The following is a 16,976-nucleotide window of genomic DNA, read 5'->3' as shown; positions in this document are numbered from 1 at the left end:
CTCTGCGGGCGGGTCGACCAGGCCCTGGCCGGCTTCGACCACCCGGGCCTGGAGCGCACCTTGCAGTGGGACCCGCGCCACGCCTGCGCGTTGATCGAGCAATTATTGCCGGTGCTCGACGGCGACCCGCGCCAGGGCCTGTTGCGCCAGCGCTGCGCTGAGGCCGCGCAGTCTCTGCAGCCACTGATCGCCGACCTGCCGGTGCAGGCCGTGCACCTCGACATCACGCCCGACAACACCGTCTGGGCGCGCGACGCTGAGCGCCAGTGGCAACTGCAAGGGGTGATCGACTTCGGCGACCTGATGCGCACCTGGCGTATCAGTGACCTGGCCATCACCTGCGCCGGCCTGCTGGAGCACGTGGCAGACGATGCGCTGCGCATTGGCGAAACGGTGCGCGCCTACCACGCCGTCAACCCCTTGCAGCCCGCCGAGCTGCGCGCGCTGTGGCCGCTGATCATGCTGCGCGCGGCGGTGCTGGTGCTGAGCAGCGCGCAACACCTGCGTGTGGACCCTGACAATTCGTACATCCAGGCCAATGTCGCGGATGAATGGCGGATCTTCGAGACCGCGGCGGCGATACCTGCCGCACTGATGGAGAGGGTGGTACTGCAAGCGGCCGGTCAGCCCCTGGCGGATCTCGATCTGGGCGATACCACGTCGCTGCTGCCGGCCCTGGTTGGGCAAGGCGTTGCGCGCGTCGATCTCGGGGTGCTCAGCAATCACTGCGAAGCCGGTAACTGGCAGCAGCCTGGTTTCGACCAGCAGGTGCTCGGTGCGCAGCCGGGGCTGGCCTGTACCCTGTACGGCCAGTACCGGCTGTCGCAGACCCTGATCGACTGTGCAGATGAACCCGCCACCTGCGCCTTGGGCGTCGAACTGAAGCTGCCCGCAGGCAGCGCCATCATCGCCCCTCGGGACGGCCACTGGCACCTCGTCGACCCTGCGCGCGGCTGCCTGCGCACAGACACCTGGTCGCTGTGGATAACCGGGCTGCGCGACACACCGGCAGACGGTCAGCAGCTGGCCTGTGGCGACGCCCTCGGTACAACCGCCGGCCTGATCAGCGTGCAGCTCTGTCGCGCCGCCGAGGTGACACCGCCTTTCTTTGCCAAGCCCTCCCATGCCAACGCCTGGCTGGCCCTGTGCCCTTCGCCGCAGGCCGTGCTCGGCATCGATTGCGATGCGGAACCTGTGCCTGATGCCCAGGCCCTGCTGGCCCGTCGCGAGGCCAGCTTTGCCCGTTCGCAGAAGCACTACTACCAGCAGCCACCGCAGATCGAGCGGGGCTGGCGCAATTACCTGATCGACCTGCAGGGCCGCTCGTACCTCGACATGCTCAACAACGTCGCGGTACTCGGGCATGGCCACCCGCGCATGGCGGCGGAGTCTGCGCGGCAGTGGTCGCTGCTCAATACCAACTCGCGCTTTCATTACGCAGCCATCACCGAGTTCTCCGAACGCCTGCTGGCGTTGGCACCGGAAGGCTTCGACCGGGTGTTCCTGGTCAACAGCGGCACTGAGGCCAATGACCTGGCCATCCGCCTGGCCTGGGCCTACAGCGGCGGGCGCGACCTGCTCAGCGTGCTGGAGGCCTATCACGGCTGGTCGGTGGCCACCGACGCCATCTCCACCTCCATCGCCGACAACCCGCGCGCCCTGGAAACGCGCCCGGACTGGGTGCATCCGGTACAGGCGCCGAACACCTTCCGTGGTCGCTTCCGTGGGCCGGACAGTGCGGCCGACTACCTGCGCGACGTCGATGCGCGGCTGGCCGACATCGAGGCAAAAAACCGCCAACTGGCGGGCTTCATCTGCGAGCCGGTGTATGGCAATGCCGGTGGTATCTCGCTGCCGCCGGGTTATCTGCAGCAGGCCTACGCCAAGGTCCGCGAGCGGGGCGGGGTGTGCATCGCCGATGAGGTGCAGGTGGGTTATGGGCGACTCGGCGAGTACTTCTGGGGCTTTGAAGAACAGGGCGTGGTGCCCGACATCATCACCATGGCCAAAGGCATGGGCAATGGCCAGCCATTGGGCGCGGTGATCACCCGGCGCGAGATCGCCGAGGCGCTTGAAGCCGAGGGCTATTTCTTCTCGTCCGCCGGCGGCAGCCCTGTGAGCTGTCGCATCGGTCTGGCCGTGCTCGAGGTGATGGACGAAGAAGGGTTGTGGGAAAACGCCCGCGAGGTCGGGCGCTATTTCAAGGCACGCCTGCACGCCTTGATCGATAAACATCTGCTTGTCGGGGCTGCGCATGGCTCAGGCTTCTACCTTGGCCTCGAGCTGGTGCGTGACCGTGCGACCCAGGAACCGGCCACGGCCGAAACCCATCAGCTGTGTGAGCGTCTGCGCGACCTGGGCATCTTCATGCAGCCCACCGGCGACTACCTGAACATCCTCAAGATCAAGCCGCCGATGTGTACCACACAGGCCAGCGTCGACCATTTCGTCGACTGCGTGGATCGAATCCTTGGCGAAGGGCTCTAGAACCAAGCCTGGGCCAATACCCGGCCGATCAGTATCGAGCCGGGTTCTGCGCAAACAAGGTCAAGGACACACATCACGCTTTAAAAGCAGATATTTATCGACTATAAAGCAGGCTCACGTTCATTCAACGCACCGCGGCCCCGGCCGGCAATCGCAGAGGTCACCCCATGAAAACCCGTACTACGACGCCACGCGCCGACGGTTTCCACATGCCCGCCGAGTGGGCTGCGCAAACCCAGGTCTGGATGGTCTGGCCTGAGCGCCCTGACAACTGGCGCCTGGGCGGCAAGCCGGCGCAGGCTGCCCACGTCATCCTGGCCAAGGCCATCGCCCGCTTCGAACCGGTGACCGTCGCCGTGTCGGCCGGGCAGTACGCCAATGCCCACCGCCAGCTCGACCTGCCCAACATCCGCGTGGTCGAGATGAGCAGCGATGACGCCTGGGTGCGCGACACCGGGCCGACCTTCGTTATCGACGACCACGGTGAAGTGCGTGGTGTGGATTGGGCATTCAACGCCTGGGGCGGCTTCGACGGCGGCCTGTACGCACCGTGGAACCGCGACGCCGAGCTGGCCACCAAGGTGCTGGAAATGGAGCGCTGCCAGCGCTACCAGACCGAGGGCTTCGTGCTCGAAGGCGGCTCGATTCATGTTGACGGCGAAGGCACCCTGATCACCACCGAAGAGTGCCTGCTCAACCGTAACCGCAACCCGCACCTGAGCCGTGAGCAGATCGAAGCGGTGCTGGCGGAAAACCTGGCCGTAGAGCGGGTGATCTGGCTACCCGATGGCCTGTACAACGACGAGACCGACGGCCATGTGGATAACTTCTGCTGCTACGTGCGCCCGGGCGAAGTGCTGCTGGCCTGGACCGATGATCCGCAAAACCCCAACTACCCGCGCTGCCAGGCGGCGATGAAGGTGCTGGAGGCCAGCAAGGACGCCAAGGGCCGTTCGTTGATCGTGCACAAGATGCCGATTCCAGGGCCACTGTTCGCCACTGACGAAGAATGCGCCGGGGTCGACCAGGTGCTCGGCAGCCAGGCGCGCGATCCTTCGGTACGCCTGGCCGGTTCCTACGTGAATTTCCTGATCGTCAACGGTGGCATCATCGCCCCGAGCTTCGATGATCCGAACGACGCCAAGGCGCTTGAGCTGCTCACCGCGCTGTTCCCTGACCACGAAGTGGTGATGATCCCGGGCCGTGAACTACTGCTGGGCGGCGGCAACATCCACTGCCTGACTCAACAACAGCCGGCGCCGGTAAAGCGCTGAGTAGCAGGTAGGCGCTACTGCGAGCGGCGAGCTCCCGCACCGATGACGCGGTTGTGGGAGTCCGCCGTCTTTTACACCACCCACTTTGATAATCGGCCCTGGCTGCGACGGATCCTACTCACAGTTCAGAATCTTCCTCTTGAGAATAAATAACCTGCATGCGTCGGATTTGCCCGTCAAATCCACTGCCTGGCGCAAACTATTTGGTTATAAAGTTATCCTTTTCACGATTTTTTGACATTTCCTCCAGCTGCGGTCTAGGATTCGCCCCCTCGTGGCTGGCCGGATTGGGTCAGCCTGCTGCCCGTTGCCGAGCCAGCTCATCGTGCACTGCACGCTGCCAGCCTGCCGGGTGAGCGTGTCTTGAGTTCGTGACTAAGGAAAACAACATGTTGAACACCAGGATCAGTCTCCTCGCCTTGGCCTTGATCGGCGCCACCCAGGCCCAGGCCAGTGCCCAGGCTGACAGCGCCGGGTTCGTCGAAGACAGCCACGCCAAGGTGCTGCTGCGCAATGCCTACATCAACCGTGACAAGAAGCACGGCAGCTCGGACCAGGCCGAATGGGGCCAGTCGTTCATCGGCACGTTCTCCTCCGGCTTCACTCAAGGCACCGTAGGCGTGGGCGTGGATGCGTTTGGCCTGTACGCGCTGCGTCTGGACGGCGGCCGTGGCCGTAATGGCGGCGCGGGCATCGACTTCTTCAAGCCCAGCGAAGACGGTTCCGGACGCTCGCCGCACAACCTGGCTCGCGCTGGCGCCGCCGTGAAATTCCGCGTCTCCAACACCGTGCTCAAGTACGGTGACCAGATGCCGTCGCTGCCCGTGTTGCAGCACGACGATGCCCGCCTGCTGCCAGAAAGCTTCACCGGCACGCTGGTCACCTCCAAGGAAATCGAAGGCCTTGAACTCAATGCCGGCCGCTTCACCCAGGAAGCGCGCAAGAGCATGGAAGGCCGTGACAGCGGTGGCCTGAAGTCGATCAACGTGCTGGGCGGCAGCTACAAGTTCAACGACCAGCTCACCGGCTCGCTGTACACCTCGGACGTCGAGGATGTGCTGAAGAAGCACTACCTGGGCCTGAACTACGTCCACGCGCTTGCCGATAACCAGTCGCTGACCCTGGATTTCAATGGCTACAAGACCGAAATCAACAACCGCTACGTCAAAGCCGCGGACCTGACCGGTGACCGCAACACCATCTGGAGCCTGGCCGCCACTTACGCCTTCGGCCCGCACGCCCTGACCCTGGCGCACCAGCGCAGCACCGGCAGCACCGGCTACAACTACGGCTGGTACCAGAACCGCGGCGGCGTCGGCGACGGCGGCTCGAGCATCTACCTGGCCAACTCCTACTGGTCGGACTTCAACGCCGAAGACGAGCGCTCCTGGCAGGTGTCCTACGACCTGAACTTCGCCGAACTGGGCGTTCCCGGCCTGACCTACAAAGTCGCCTACGTACGTGGCGACAACATCAATACCCACGGGTTTGGTGAAGGCAAAGAGCGCGAAATCTTCAACCAGGTGCGTTACGTGGTGCCGGAAGGCCCGGCCAAGGACCTGAGCGTGAAACTGCGCAGCTCGATCCTGCGCACCTCCGACAGCGTTCGCCAGAACGGTTACAACGATGACGGCAACGAAGTGCGCCTGTTCGTCGAGTACCCGATCAGCATCTTCTGATCAGTGACTGAGCGATGACCAACAGCCCCGGTGAATACCGGGGCTGTCTGGTTTTGCCGGCAGGCTGCGAGTCCGCTGGCGCGATGCCTGTGTTGGCCCTGCTATCGGGGTTGGCCGGAGCAAGGCTGGCCCACCCTGTCGACGTGCGATGGGCCGTGCAGGGCGAGGTCTTCACAACGGTGCGCTCAGCCCTGAGCGCCGCCCAGCGGCAACCACACACTCACCCGCAAGCCACCCTCGGCGCGGTTGCTCACCTGCAACCCACCGCCATGGCTGCTCGCGATCCGCTGCGCGATGCTCAGGCCCAGGCCGTAGCCGCCGGAGGCCTGGCTGCGTGACGCTTCACCGCGTACGAACGGGTCGGTGATGGTGGCCAGCAGCTCAGGAGCGATACCGGGGCCGTGGTCGTCGACGTGGATGTGCACGGCGCTGGCGCTGCGTTCGAGCTGTACCGAAACCCCATGGGCGTAGCGCAAGGCATTGCCCAGCAGATTTTGCAGGCAACGCTGCAGCAGCAATGTGTCGGCCTGCACGCTGCCGGCGGTGCCGTGGACGGCCAACGGCTCGTCATCGCTGGCCAGCTCCGCGCACTGGCGCGCGACCAGGCGGTCGAGGTCGACGCTGTGCAGGTGCTGTTGTTCCCCCGCGCGCAAATAGTCGAGCACTTGCTGAATCATGTCGTCCATTTGCGCGATGTTGCGCCGCAGGCGCTGTTTGTCTTCACCTTCGGGCAAGCGTTCCAGGCGCAGGCGCATGCGCGTCAGCGGGGTGCGCAAGTCGTGGGAAACGGCGGCGAGGAAGTAGGCCTTGTCGTTGACCATGGCGATCAGGCGCTGCTGCATGGCGTTGAAGGCGTGCGCGGCCTGGCGCACTTCCTGGGGGCCGTCGAGTGGCAACGGCGCCTGTTCGAGGTTGTCACCCAGGCCACGCGCGGCTTCAGCCAGCCGGCGCAACGGGCGCAGGCACAGGCGCACCGCTACCAGGCACACCAGCAGCACGGCGACGATGCGCAACGCATAGACGCGCAAGACATAGTCGCTGATCAGCACCCAGGCCGACTCTCCGCTCCAGCCCTGCATTTCCTGGCCATCGATGGTCAGCCAGTGACCGTCGGCCAGCGGCACGGCAAATTGGATGTGCGCTTGTGCCGTGCGCAGGCCGAACAGGCTGCGCCAGACCAGCGGCTGGCCCAGCTCATCGGTCAGTTGCACCTTGAGCAGACGGGCGTTCTGGCTATGGCCCAGTTCGACGCGCAGCGCCTGGTGCAGCAGCAGTTCGATGCGCCGCCGACCGCGACGCTCATCCACCGGCACCTGCGGCGCGTTTTCCGCACACCGCAGGTGGTAGCCACGGGGCACCGCAGCGCGCTCGGCATGGCACTGGGCCTGGGCAATCAATGGCGCGCTGCGGGCAGCCATCAGGCGCACCGGTGCCTCCAGCACCTGGGCGAAACGCACGTCGAACCAGATGCTGCTGGAGACCAGCTGCACCAGCAAGGTGCCGCTGACCATGATCAGCAGCAGCTGGCCGAACAGCGTGCCGGGCCACAGGCGCCGCAGCCAGCGCACCTCAGGTGTCCGCGCCGGGCTGCTCGATGCTGAGCAGATAACCTTCGTTGCGGATGGTGAGGATCTGCACCGTGGCCTCCGGCGCCTTGCGCAGGTACTGGCGCAGCCGGCTCACGCACATGTCCACCGAGCGGTCGTCGGGCAGGTGGTCGCGGCCGAACGCGCTGCGCGTCAGGTGATCGCGCGAGACTACACGGTGGTTGGCTTCGAGCAGTTCGCGCAGCACCCGGTAGTCCGAGCGCGGCAGGCTCAGTGCGTCGCCGTCGGGGCAGGTCAGTACGCGCTTGATCGGGTCGAGGCTGAAACCACCGAACTCATGGGGCTGATCGTCGGGCGTGTCGTCCCGTGCGTCCAGGCGCTGCGGGCGGCGCAGCACCGCCTTGATGCGGGCGATCAGTTCGCGCGGCTCGAACGGCTTGCCGAGGTAGTCGTCGGCGCCCACCTCCAGGCCGATGATGCGATCGAAGGTGCTGCCTTTGGCCGACAGCATGATCACCGCAAGACCCGGGTGAGCCTGCAACTGGCGGCACAGGCTGAGGCCGTCTTCGCCGGGCAACATCAGGTCGAGGACCACCAGGCGTACGGGGTGCGCGGCCAGGTGCGTGCGCATTTCGTCGCCGTTGGCCGCCGCCAGCACCTGATACCCGGCATCGCTGAGGTAGTCGCAGAGCAGTTCGCGGATCTCGTCGTCGTCGTCAACGACCAGCAACGTCGTAGCCATCAAGCCAATACCTGTGTGAAAGAGCGCCGGGGTCGCTCGTTACGTTCGATTACATGCGCATACAAAGCCGGGCATGGAGGGGTCGGAGTCGGGGAATAGAATCGCATCAAAAATACATCTGCGAATACGACGCTTTAGCAAATAACCCCAAGAGCATTATGAACCTGACTATTCATTCCACCCGAGCCAGCAATTGCCTGACTCCCCTGGCCCTGGCCGTTACCCTGAGCGTTTCCGGCGCCGCCCTGGCGGCGGAGAACGGTACGCTGGACCTGGGTGTCATCTCTATCGACGGGGCCGCTGTCGGCGCCGATGACGCCGGGCAGCTAGGGTACACCGTCGAGACCACCCGTAGTGCCACCGGCTTGAAACTGACGCCACGCCAGACGCCGCAATCGGTGACCACCATCACCCGCGAGCAGATGCAGGATCGCGATATCCACAGCATCGAGCAGGCGCTGGAAACGGCGCCCGGGGTCAGCATCAGCAAGATGGAAGTGGGCGGCCGCACCGAATTTCGCGCCCGTGGCTATGGGGTCACGAACTGGAAGGTCGACGGCCTGCAGTTCCCCGGCGGCACCGACTTCAGCGGCGGCGGCAGTGCGCTGAACACCGACTTGTACGAGCGCATCGACATCGTGCGCGGCGCCAACGGCCTGCTCGGCGGCACCGGCGACCCATCGGCCTCGGTCAACCTGATCCGCAAGGCGCCGACCCGCACCTTCGGCGGCAGCGCCTATGCCACCTATGGCAGCTGGGATCGCCGCCGCCTGGGCGCGGACCTCAACCTGCCGCTGTCTGAAGATGGCCGTTTGCGGTCGCGCTTCGTGGTCACCCAGCAAGAGGCCAACTCGTTCCGCGACAACGAGTCCGAGCGCTCCCGTGCCGCCCTGGCCAACTTCGCCTTCGACCTGGATGACGACACCACCCTGGGTGCAGGCGTGCAGTACGAGTACAACAAGACTCTCGGCAGCGGCTGGGGCGCGAACTTCCCGATCTGGTACGGCAACGGCAGCAAGACCCACCTGCCACGCAGCACCAACCTGGCGCCGAGCTGGAGCTACAGCGAGGTCGATACGCGCACCGCCTTTGCCTCGCTGCAGCACCGCTTCGCCAACGACTGGACGCTGGACCTGAAGGGTTCGCAGAGCACCATCGAGTCGGTGGGGCATCGCGGCATGGCCAAGGTCAACTCGGTGTCGCGTGGCGTCTACGGCGGCTACTGGAACCCCGACGGCAGTGGCGCCGTGCTCAATGGCCTGCACAGTTCAACCGACACCACTCAGCAGTCGGCGCAGATCGACCTGTCCGGCCCCTTCCAGCTGGTGGGCCGCAGCCATCAGGCCATGCTCGGCTACAGCGACAGCCGCACCGTTGCCTGGTCGCCGCAATACAAGTGCAACTGGCTGACCGATGCAGGCTTGGGGGCCAACACCACCGGCTGCATGTACCGCGCCAACAACGGCTTGCCGCTCAGCAACTGGCTCGAAGGTGTGGACGATGACTTCGACCTGCTGGTGTCCAGGACCGGCCTGCACAGCAAGGTCACCACGCGCCTGCAGGGCATGTACGCCGCAACCCGTCTGAGCATTACCGATCCGCTGTCGGTGATCATCGGGGCACGCACCAGCGACTATTCCTCGATCAGCCGCGACGTCAATGGCGGGCGCACCAGCCAGCACACCAGCGGCGTGGTCACCCCCTACCTGGGCGCGGTCTACGACCTCAGCGACACCTACTCGCTGTATGCGAGCTACACCGACATCTTCACCCCGCAGACCGAAGAAACCGCCAGCGGCGGCAAGGTCGAGCCGATCCGTGGCCAGAGCTACGAAACCGGCCTCAAGGGCGAATGGTTCGACGGTCGTCTGAATGCCTCGGCGGCGTATTTCCGCACCAAGCAGGAAAACAAGGCGGTGATGGATGGCGCGCAGAGCACGCCCAACGGCAACCAGGCCTACAAGGCCGGTACCGGTCAGGAAACCGACGGTATCGACCTGGAACTGGCCGGCGCCCTGACCCCGAACTGGAACGTCTACGGCGGCTATACCTACCTGCACTTCCGCCAGACCGATGCCGATGGCCGCCAGGACCCCTCGCACCTGTTCAAGGCCTCGACCACCTATCGCTTGTCCGGCCCGCTCGAGCGCCTCACCCTCGGTGCTGGCGTCACCGCGCAGAGCAACATCCGCGCGGTGTCCTCGCCGGCTGGGCAGCCGGTCAACGGTGTGAGCCGTGGCAGCTCGGACGTGAACTGGTCGGGTTATGCGATCTGGAACGCGCTGGCCAAGTACCAGGTCACTGACGACACCAGCGTCACCCTCAACGCCAACAACCTGTTCGACAAGCGCTACTACAGCCGCTACGGCTTCTATGCCGGGGGTATCTACGGCGACCCGCGCAGCCTGTCGCTGACGGTGAACACCGCGTTCTGACGCAAACGAAAATGGCCCGCAGATGCGGGCCATTTCTTTGTTGCGTGACGCTGATCAGCGCTTGGCGATTCTCAGGTCCTGGCTGTTCAGCGGCTCCTTGGGCAGCACGCGTTTGGCAACCACGTAATGCTTCTGCCAGTAGGGCTTGTTCAAGGTGTCGATGCTCACGTTCTTGCCGCGACGAGGCGCATGGATGAAGCGGTCGTTACCCAGGTAGATGGCAACGTGGTTCACCCGGCGGCTCTTGATGTTGAAGAAGATCAGATCGCCAGGCTTGAGGTCGGCCTTGGCCACCTTCACGCCGTGGCCCTGAGCCATGGCGCTGGAGGTGCGCGGCAGATCGACATTGGCCACGTCGTTGAAGGCATATTGCACAAGGCCGCTGCAGTCGAAGCCTTTTTTCGGGTTGCTGCCGCCCCAACGATAAGGGGTACCGAGCACATTCACGGCGCGGCTCAGCACCTGGCTGCTCTGCTTGGCGGGCGCGGCGGTCGCGGCCAGGCCATTCGTCTTGCTGACCACAGGACGGGCGCGGAGCGTGGTGACGTGCTTCACCTGAGGGCGTTTGACCACCGCGCTCGAAGCGCTGTGTACGGTCTGGCCGGTGAAGCCGTTGGGAAGACGTTGCTCACGGTTGGTGGCGTGGGCGGCCAATGGCAATAAGAGACAGAGGGTCAGCCATGTCTTGAAAAGAGGTGGCATAGATGAAGCTCATGTGAATGTTGTGTGGTTGGGCGCGCAACTTTATAACAGCTTTTTGATCCATTCCGGACCCGTTGGTCGATTGGCTGGCTACCGTCTGTCGGTCATCGTGAAAAAAGTCACAACTTTTTTTAGAAAATTTTCTGCATAAGCGGCGAGGTTTATTGAATGAATGGTTATGGAAATGGGCAGGCTGCTACGGGCACCCACAGTGTGCTGCTGGGCTATCTGCTGTGGATCTTCGGCTTCACCGGTGCGCACCGCTTCTATTACGGCAAGCCCGTCACCGGCACGATCTGGTTCTTCACCCTGGGCTTGTTGGGGATTGGCTGGCTGATCGACCTGTTCCTGATCCCCGCCATGGACCGCGAGGCCGAGGCACGCTTTCAGCCTGGGCGTGTGGACTACAACCTGGCGTGGATTCTGCTGACCTTCCTGGGCCTTTTCGGCGCGCACCGCCTGTATCAAGGCAAATGGATCAGCGCGATCATCTACTTCTTCACCGGCGGCCTGTTCCTGCTCGGTGTGCTGTATGACTTCTGGACCCTCAATCGGCAGGTATCGGAGGTCAACAGCGGGCGCCGCTAATCGCACCCCGCAGAAAAAGGCCTTGTCTCTGTGTGGAGGCAAGGCCTTTTTCGTTACTGGCGGGTCTGTCGCTGCTGCAACAACAGGTTGCTGAACCCGGCGCCACTCAACTGCTTCTGGGCGACGGTCAGCTGCTCGCGGTTGCTGAACGGGCCGACCAGCACGCGGTACCAGGTCTCTTCCTTGACCGTGCCCGATTCCACCTTCACCGACTGGCCGAGCAGGATGATCTGCGCGCGCACCTTGTCGGCATCGGCCTGCTTGCGGAACGAGCCGGCCTGCAGGAAGAACTGGGTGGTGGCCGCCGGCTTGAGCACCGGCGGCGCTGGCGGTGGGGTCTGGCCCGAAAGGGCTGCCTGGGCGCGGGCGGTGTCGATCTTCGCCGCCTCTGCGGGCGTTACCGGGGTCACCGGTTGCGCAGGCACCGGCGGGGTTTTCTCCGGCACGGCCTCTGGCGGCACGATCACTTCCGATTCCGGCAGCAGCGTATAGAAGTCGTACTTCGGCTTGACCGGTTGCTGCGGCGACGGGTCGGTCTTGTTGGCCTCAGCGGTCTTGCCTGGCTTCTGCTGCTCGGGCTTGGTGCGCTGGATGTCCCCCGAACCTGGTTCGAGTTTCATCAGAAACACCACGAAGGCGCCAACGGTCAGCCCGACGGCCAGCCAGATCCATCCCGGGATCGGCTTCTTGGTCTGGGCTTGCTGGCGGCTGGCGCCGCGCTTGGGGGCAGGTTTCTTCTTGGCAGCCAAGTTACATGCGCTCCAGGGTTTCCAGGCCAAGCAACTCAAGGCCCTGTTTGAGGGTGCGTCCGGTCAGTGCGGCCAGGCGCAGGCGGCTTTGTTGCTGCTCGGGGGTCTCGGCGGTGAGGATCGGGCAGTTTTCCCAGAAGCTGGAGAACAGGCCGGCAACGTCGTACAGGTAGCTGCACAGTGTGTGCGGCGTGCCTTTTTCGGCGGTGCTGTTGAGCACTTCTGCGAACTGCGCCAGGCGTGCGGCCAGTTCCTGCTCATGCGGCGCTTGCAACACGATCGTGCCGTCGGCCTTCTCGAAGCGCTTGCCCAGCTTGCGGAACACACTGGCCACCCGGGTGTAGGCGTAGAGCAGGTAGGGCGCGGTGTTGCCGTCGAAGTTGAGCATCAGCTCGAAGTTGAAGCTGTAGTCACTGGTGCGGTGCTTGGACAGGTCGGCGTATTTCACCGCGCCAATGCCGACCACCTCGCCAATGCGGCGCAGTTCGTCTTCGGGCAGCGTGGGGTTCTTGTCTTTGACCAGCGCATAGGCGCGTTCCTTGGCTTCGTTGAGCAGGTCGATCAGCTTGACCGTACCGCCGTCGCGGGTCTTGAACGGACGGCCATCGGCGCCGTTCATGGTGCCGAAGCCCATGTGTTCCATGCGCATCGGATGGCCGATGAAACCGGCGCGGCGGGCCACTTCGAACACCTGGTTGAAGTGCAGGGCCTGGCGCTGGTCGACGAAGTACAAGGCGCGATCGGCCTTGAGCACGTTGCTGCGGTAGCGCACCGCTGCCAGGTCGGTGGTGGCGTACAGGTAGCCGCCGTCGGCCTTCTGCACGATCACCGGCAGCGGGTCGCCTTCGGCGTTCTTGAATTCGTCGAGGAACACGCACTGCGCGCCCTGGTTCTCCACCAGCAGACCGCTGTGCTTGAGGTCGGTGACGACATTGGCCAGGTCATCGTTGTAGGCGCTTTCGCCCATGACGTCGGCCATCTTCAGCTTGACGTTGAGCACCTCATAGGTGGCCTGGCAGTGCGACAGCGAGATGTCCTTGAAGCGCGTCCACAGCGCCAGGCAATCGGCGTCGCCGGCTTGCAGCTTGACCACCAGGCTGCGCGCGCGGGTGGCGAATTCCTCGGACTCGTCGAAGCGTTTCTTGGCGGCGCGGTAGAAGTTTTCCAGGTCAGACAGCTGGTCGCTGGTGACCGGGTTTTCTTCCAGATACGCCAGCAGCATGCCGAACTGGGTGCCCCAGTCGCCCACGTGGTTCTGGCGAATCACCTGGTCGCCGAGAAATTCCAGAATGCGCGCGACGCTGTCACCGATGATGGTCGAGCGCAGGTGGCCGACGTGCATTTCCTTGGCCAGGTTCGGCGCCGACAGGTCGACCACCACCTTCTCGGGCGCGCCGTTCTTGCGCACACCCAGGTGCTCGTCGGCCAGGGCAGCGTCCAGGCGAGCCGCGAGCGCGTCGGTGTTCTGGAAGAAGTTGAGAAAGCCCGGGCCCGCGATATCGACCTTGCTGATGTCGGCGCTGGCCGGCAGCGCCTGGATCAGTTTCTCGGCCAGGTCACGTGGCTTCAGGCCGGCGGGCTTGGCGAGCATCATGGCGATGTTGCTGGCGAAGTCACCGTGGGTCTTGTCGCGGGCGTTTTCCACCTGGATCGCCGGCGACAACCCTTCAGGCAGCACACCGTCGGTGACGAGTTGGGTGAGGGCTTGCTGGAGCAGCTGGCGAATGGTGTCTTTCATCAGGATCTCTTTTCGACCGCAAGCGCGGCGGGGCGCTGGGGTGCGCGGGTGGAAAAACTGCACATTATCCGTGGCTATGCGCGGGTTGCCAACCTTTGGGGGCGCAGTGGGACGATCGGTGGGCGCGCTTCAATGCAAGTCCACCGGGTCGACGTCCAGCGACCAGCGCACCTGGCGGCCGCTGGGCAGTTGTTCGATCTGCACCAGCCAGGCGCTGAGCAGGCGGTGCAGGGCGGCTCGGCTGGAGGCCTGGACCAGCAGCTGCGCGCGAAAACGCCCGGCGCGGCGCTCCATGGGCGCCGGTACCGGCCCCAGCAGCTCGACGCCCGGCTGCGGATACTCGGCCAGCCAGGCTTCGGCGGCGGCACAGGCCTGGTCGAGAAAACCTTCGGCCTGCCCCGGCTTGTGCGCTTCGGCGCGCAGCAGGGCCAGGTGCGAGAACGGCGGCAGGCCCGCGGCGCGGCGTTCGCTCATGGCCTGTTCGGCGAAGGCGAAATAGCCCTGCTCGGTCAGTTGCACCAGCAGCGGGTGCTCGGCCAGGTGGGTCTGGATGATCACCTTGCCGGGCTCCTCGGCACGGCCGGCGCGGCCGGCGACCTGGAGGATCAGCTGGGCCATGTGCTCGCTGGCGCGGAAATCCCCTGAAAACAATCCACCGTCGGCGTTGAGCACGGCGACCAGCGTGACCCGCGGAAAGTGGTGCCCCTTGGCCAGCATCTGGGTGCCGACCAGAATGCACGGCTGGCCGCGCTGCACGGTACTGAACAGGGCCTGCATGGCGTCCTTGCGCGCGGTGCTGTCACGGTCGACGCGCAGCACTGGAAAGTCTGGGAACAGCACTTTCAGGCGATCTTCGGCTCGCTCGGTACCCGCACCGACCGGGCGCAGGTCGACATGGTCGCATTGCGGGCACTGGTGCGGCAGGCGTTCCTCGTAGCCGCAGTGGTGGCAGCGCAGCATGGCCGAGCGCTGGTGCACGGTCATTCGCGCATCGCAGCGCGGGCAGCCCGACAGCCAGCCGCAGTCATGGCACAGCAAGGTCGGCGCAAAGCCCCGGCGGTTGAGGAACACCAGCACCTGCTGGCCGGCCTCCAGCGTCTGGCGGATGGCCTGCTGCAAAGGCCCGCTGATACCCCCGTCCAGCGGCAGGCTGCGCACATCCAGGCGCAGCAGGCGTGGCTGCCTGGCGCCGCCGGCCCGGTGCTGCATGCGCAACAGGCCGTAGCGACCGGTGTGGGCGTTGTGCAGGCTTTCCAGGGACGGTGTGGCCGAGCCGAGCACGATCGGCACCTGATCCTGGTGAGCGCGCACGACGGCCAGGTCGCGGGCGTGGTAGCGCAGGCCTTCCTGCTGTTTATAGGAGCCGTCGTGCTCTTCGTCGATGATGATCAGGCCGGGGTGCTTCATCGGCGTGAACAACGCCGAGCGGGTGCCGATGATGATGTCGGCCTCGCCGTCACGCGCGGCCAGCCAGGCATCGAGCCGGTCACGGTCGTTGACCGCCGAATGCAGCAGGGCGATGCGCGCATTGAAGCGTTGCTCGAAACGGGCCAGGGTCTGTGGGCCGAGGTTGATTTCGGGAATCAGGACCAGCGCCTGCTTGCCGGCTTCCAGGGTTTCGCGGATCAGTTGCAGGTAGACCTCGGTCTTGCCGCTGCCGGTGACCCCGGCCAAGAGAAACGGGTGAAATGCGCCGAAGCCTGAGCGTACGGCGTCGAACGCCGCCTGCTGTTCCTCATTGAGCGCCAGCTCCGGTTGCGCCAGCCAGTGCTCATGCCGCCGCGCCGGGCCGTGGCTTCGGACTTCGACCTGCACCAGGGCCTTGGCCAGCAGCAGGTCGAGGCTGTCCTTGTTCAGCTTGAGCTTGCTCAGCAGGCTGTGGGCCACGCCGTGCGGGTGCTGGGCGAGGGTCTGCAGGGCCTCGCGCTGGCGTGGTGCACGCGCGATGCGCGGATCGTCCAGGCTGGCGCCAGGGGCGGCGTGCCAGAAGCGTTCCTGCCGAGCTTCGGCGGCTTCGCCCTGGCGCAGCAGGTTGGGCAGCGCCCAGCTGAAGGTATCGCCCAGGCTGTGCTGGTAGTACTGCGCGGTCCACAGGCACAGGCGGAAGTAGGCCGGTGGCAGCGGCGAGGTGTCGTCGAGCAGCGCGCTGGCCGGCTTGAGCTTGTCGGCCGGCACGTCAGTGTGGTCGACGACCTGCACCAGCACGCCGATCATTTCCCGCCGGCCGAACGGCACGCGCACACGCATGCCAGGGGTCAGCGTCTGCTGCAGCATGCGCGGCGTTGCGCTGTAATCGAAGAGGCGGCGCAGCGGAGAGGGCAGGGCAATGCGCAGGATGACGTCGGACACGCGGGAGGTCTCTGGGGGTGTATCTGAATGCGACTGGAATGCGCCGAGCCTAGCAGACGACAGTCGGTGCAAGCGACAACTTGCGCTGATCGCGCGCTCTGGTATTATTTGCCGCCTAATTACGTGCGGTATTCAACAATGGTGTTGGGTGGCGGCACGCAGCTCGAGGAAATGACGATGAAAGACAATATCCATCCGAATTACGAAGCAGTTGCAGTCACTTGCAGCTGCGGCGCCAAGTTTGAAACCCGTTCGACCTTGGCCAAGCCGCTGTCGATCGACGTGTGCTCGCTGTGCCACCCGTTCTACACCGGCAAGCAAAAGGTGCTGGACACCGGTGGTCGCGTACAGAAGTTCGCAGACCGCTTCGGCATGTTCGGTGCCAAGAAGTAAGACTGCACATGGCGAATCCTTCGGGTTTCGCCTTGCTGTGCAAAAAGGCGTCCCTGGTGGGCGCCTTTTTTGTGGGCGCCATTTGGCAGGCCACGGCCTGGGGGCTGTGCCCAAGCCCGGTGGCGACCACCTCCTACGCGGTCGAGCGCGTGATCGATGGCGACACGCTGCGCCTGGCCAGAGGTGGCAGCGTGCGCTTGATCGGCATCGATGCCCCGGAGCTGGGCCGGGCCGGGCGTGCCAGCGAGCCCTATGCCGAGGCGGCCAGGCGCCGCCTGCAGGCGCTGATACAC

Annotated in this window: 13 protein-coding genes; 7 read left to right on the top strand and 6 right to left on the bottom strand. The window is 64.9% G+C overall.

The annotated features are described in order from the left end of the window. The 3 genes from RT028_RS09320 to RT028_RS09310 all read left to right on the top strand — a co-directional run. On the top strand, positions 1–2,487 hold a 2,487-nt coding region (locus RT028_RS09320), incomplete at its 5' end, for an aminotransferase (RefSeq protein ID WP_312934428.1). Positions 2,488–2,654: 167 nt separating this feature from the next. Further along, positions 2,655–3,761 (top strand): agmatine deiminase, encoded by a 1,107-nt coding sequence (aguA, locus tag RT028_RS09315; protein WP_312934427.1) that lies wholly within the window; start codon positions 2,655–2,657, stop codon positions 3,759–3,761. A 389-nt stretch (positions 3,762–4,150) separates the two neighbouring features. Next, the gene (locus RT028_RS09310; RefSeq protein WP_312934426.1) at positions 4,151–5,440 is read left to right on the top strand and encodes an OprD family porin; all 1,290 of its coding nucleotides are present in this window, start codon (positions 4,151–4,153) and stop codon (positions 5,438–5,440) included. Positions 5,441–5,625: 185 nt separating this feature from the next. Here RT028_RS09310 and RT028_RS09305 read toward each other — a convergent pair whose 3' ends face one another. Further along, positions 5,626–7,008 carry an ATP-binding protein gene (locus RT028_RS09305; protein ID WP_312934425.1) on the bottom strand — a complete coding sequence of 461 codons (1,383 nt, stop codon included), beginning with the start codon at positions 7,006–7,008 and terminating at the stop codon, positions 5,626–5,628. 1 nt (position 7,009) lies between these two features. Continuing rightward, positions 7,010–7,729 carry a response regulator transcription factor gene (locus RT028_RS09300; protein ID WP_312934424.1) on the bottom strand — a complete coding sequence of 240 codons (720 nt, stop codon included), beginning with the start codon at positions 7,727–7,729 and terminating at the stop codon, positions 7,010–7,012. Between the two features lie 158 nt (positions 7,730–7,887). On the opposite strand from RT028_RS09300, the gene RT028_RS09295 reads away from it, so the two are divergent. Then, positions 7,888–10,164, top strand: a complete 2,277-nt coding sequence (locus tag RT028_RS09295; protein WP_312934423.1) for a TonB-dependent siderophore receptor — start codon at positions 7,888–7,890, stop codon at positions 10,162–10,164. Positions 10,165–10,218: 54 nt separating this feature from the next. On the opposite strand, the gene RT028_RS09290 is transcribed toward RT028_RS09295, so the two are convergent. Beyond that, positions 10,219–10,866 (bottom strand): C40 family peptidase, encoded by a 648-nt coding sequence (locus tag RT028_RS09290; RefSeq protein ID WP_312934422.1) that lies wholly within the window; start codon positions 10,864–10,866, stop codon positions 10,219–10,221. A gap of 168 nt (positions 10,867–11,034) precedes the next feature. Between RT028_RS09290 and RT028_RS09285 the strand changes: the two genes are divergently transcribed. Then, positions 11,035–11,454: a TM2 domain-containing protein gene (locus RT028_RS09285; RefSeq protein WP_312934421.1), complete on the top strand. Its 420-nt coding sequence runs from the start codon at positions 11,035–11,037 to the stop codon at positions 11,452–11,454. Between the two features lie 53 nt (positions 11,455–11,507). Here the strand turns inward: RT028_RS09285 and RT028_RS09280 are convergent, their stop codons facing one another. The 3 genes from RT028_RS09280 to RT028_RS09270 form a co-directional block, all read right to left on the bottom strand. Then, positions 11,508–12,203: an SPOR domain-containing protein gene (locus RT028_RS09280; protein WP_312934420.1), complete on the bottom strand. Its 696-nt coding sequence runs from the start codon at positions 12,201–12,203 to the stop codon at positions 11,508–11,510. 1 nt (position 12,204) lies between these two features. Beyond that, on the bottom strand, positions 12,205–13,941 hold the full coding sequence (gene argS, locus RT028_RS09275; protein WP_312934419.1) for an arginine--tRNA ligase: 1,737 nt from the start codon (positions 13,939–13,941) through the stop codon (positions 12,205–12,207). Between the two features lie 129 nt (positions 13,942–14,070). Continuing rightward, positions 14,071–16,290, bottom strand: coding sequence for a primosomal protein N' (locus RT028_RS09270; protein WP_312934418.1), 2,220 nt, complete (start codon positions 16,288–16,290; stop codon positions 14,071–14,073). 177 nt (positions 16,291–16,467) lie between these two features. Between RT028_RS09270 and rpmE the strand changes: the two genes are divergently transcribed. Beyond that, positions 16,468–16,683 carry a 50S ribosomal protein L31 gene (gene rpmE / locus RT028_RS09265; protein ID WP_312934417.1) on the top strand — a complete coding sequence of 72 codons (216 nt, stop codon included), beginning with the start codon at positions 16,468–16,470 and terminating at the stop codon, positions 16,681–16,683. Between the two features lie 2 nt (positions 16,684–16,685). Further along, positions 16,686–16,976: thermonuclease family protein (locus tag RT028_RS09260; protein WP_409567215.1), on the top strand; the 291-nt coding region annotated here is incomplete at its 3' end.

It is taken from the genome of Pseudomonas sp. (assembly GCF_032058845.1).
GTDB lineage: Bacteria > Pseudomonadota > Gammaproteobacteria > Pseudomonadales > Pseudomonadaceae > Aquipseudomonas.
Note: the sequence above shows the minus strand (reverse complement) of the source record. Positions and strands in the feature narration are given on the sequence as shown.

What these genes read in the sequence shown, in the direction of transcription:
- aguA (WP_312934427.1), top strand. Translation starts at nt 2,655, where the DNA reads ATGAAAACCCGTACTACGACGCCACGCGCCGACGGTTTCCACATGCCC.
- RT028_RS09310 (WP_312934426.1), top strand. Translation starts at nt 4,151, where the DNA reads ATGTTGAACACCAGGATCAGTCTCCTCGCCTTGGCCTTGATCGGCGCC.
- RT028_RS09300 (WP_312934424.1), bottom strand. Translation starts at nt 7,729, where the DNA reads ATGGCTACGACGTTGCTGGTCGTTGACGACGACGACGAGATCCGCGAA.
- RT028_RS09295 (WP_312934423.1), top strand. Translation starts at nt 7,888, where the DNA reads ATGAACCTGACTATTCATTCCACCCGAGCCAGCAATTGCCTGACTCCC.
- RT028_RS09290 (WP_312934422.1), bottom strand. Translation starts at nt 10,866, where the DNA reads ATGCCACCTCTTTTCAAGACATGGCTGACCCTCTGTCTCTTATTGCCA.
- RT028_RS09285 (WP_312934421.1), top strand. Translation starts at nt 11,035, where the DNA reads ATGAATGGTTATGGAAATGGGCAGGCTGCTACGGGCACCCACAGTGTG.
- argS (WP_312934419.1), bottom strand. Translation starts at nt 13,941, where the DNA reads ATGAAAGACACCATTCGCCAGCTGCTCCAGCAAGCCCTCACCCAACTC.
- rpmE (WP_312934417.1), top strand. Translation starts at nt 16,468, where the DNA reads ATGAAAGACAATATCCATCCGAATTACGAAGCAGTTGCAGTCACTTGC.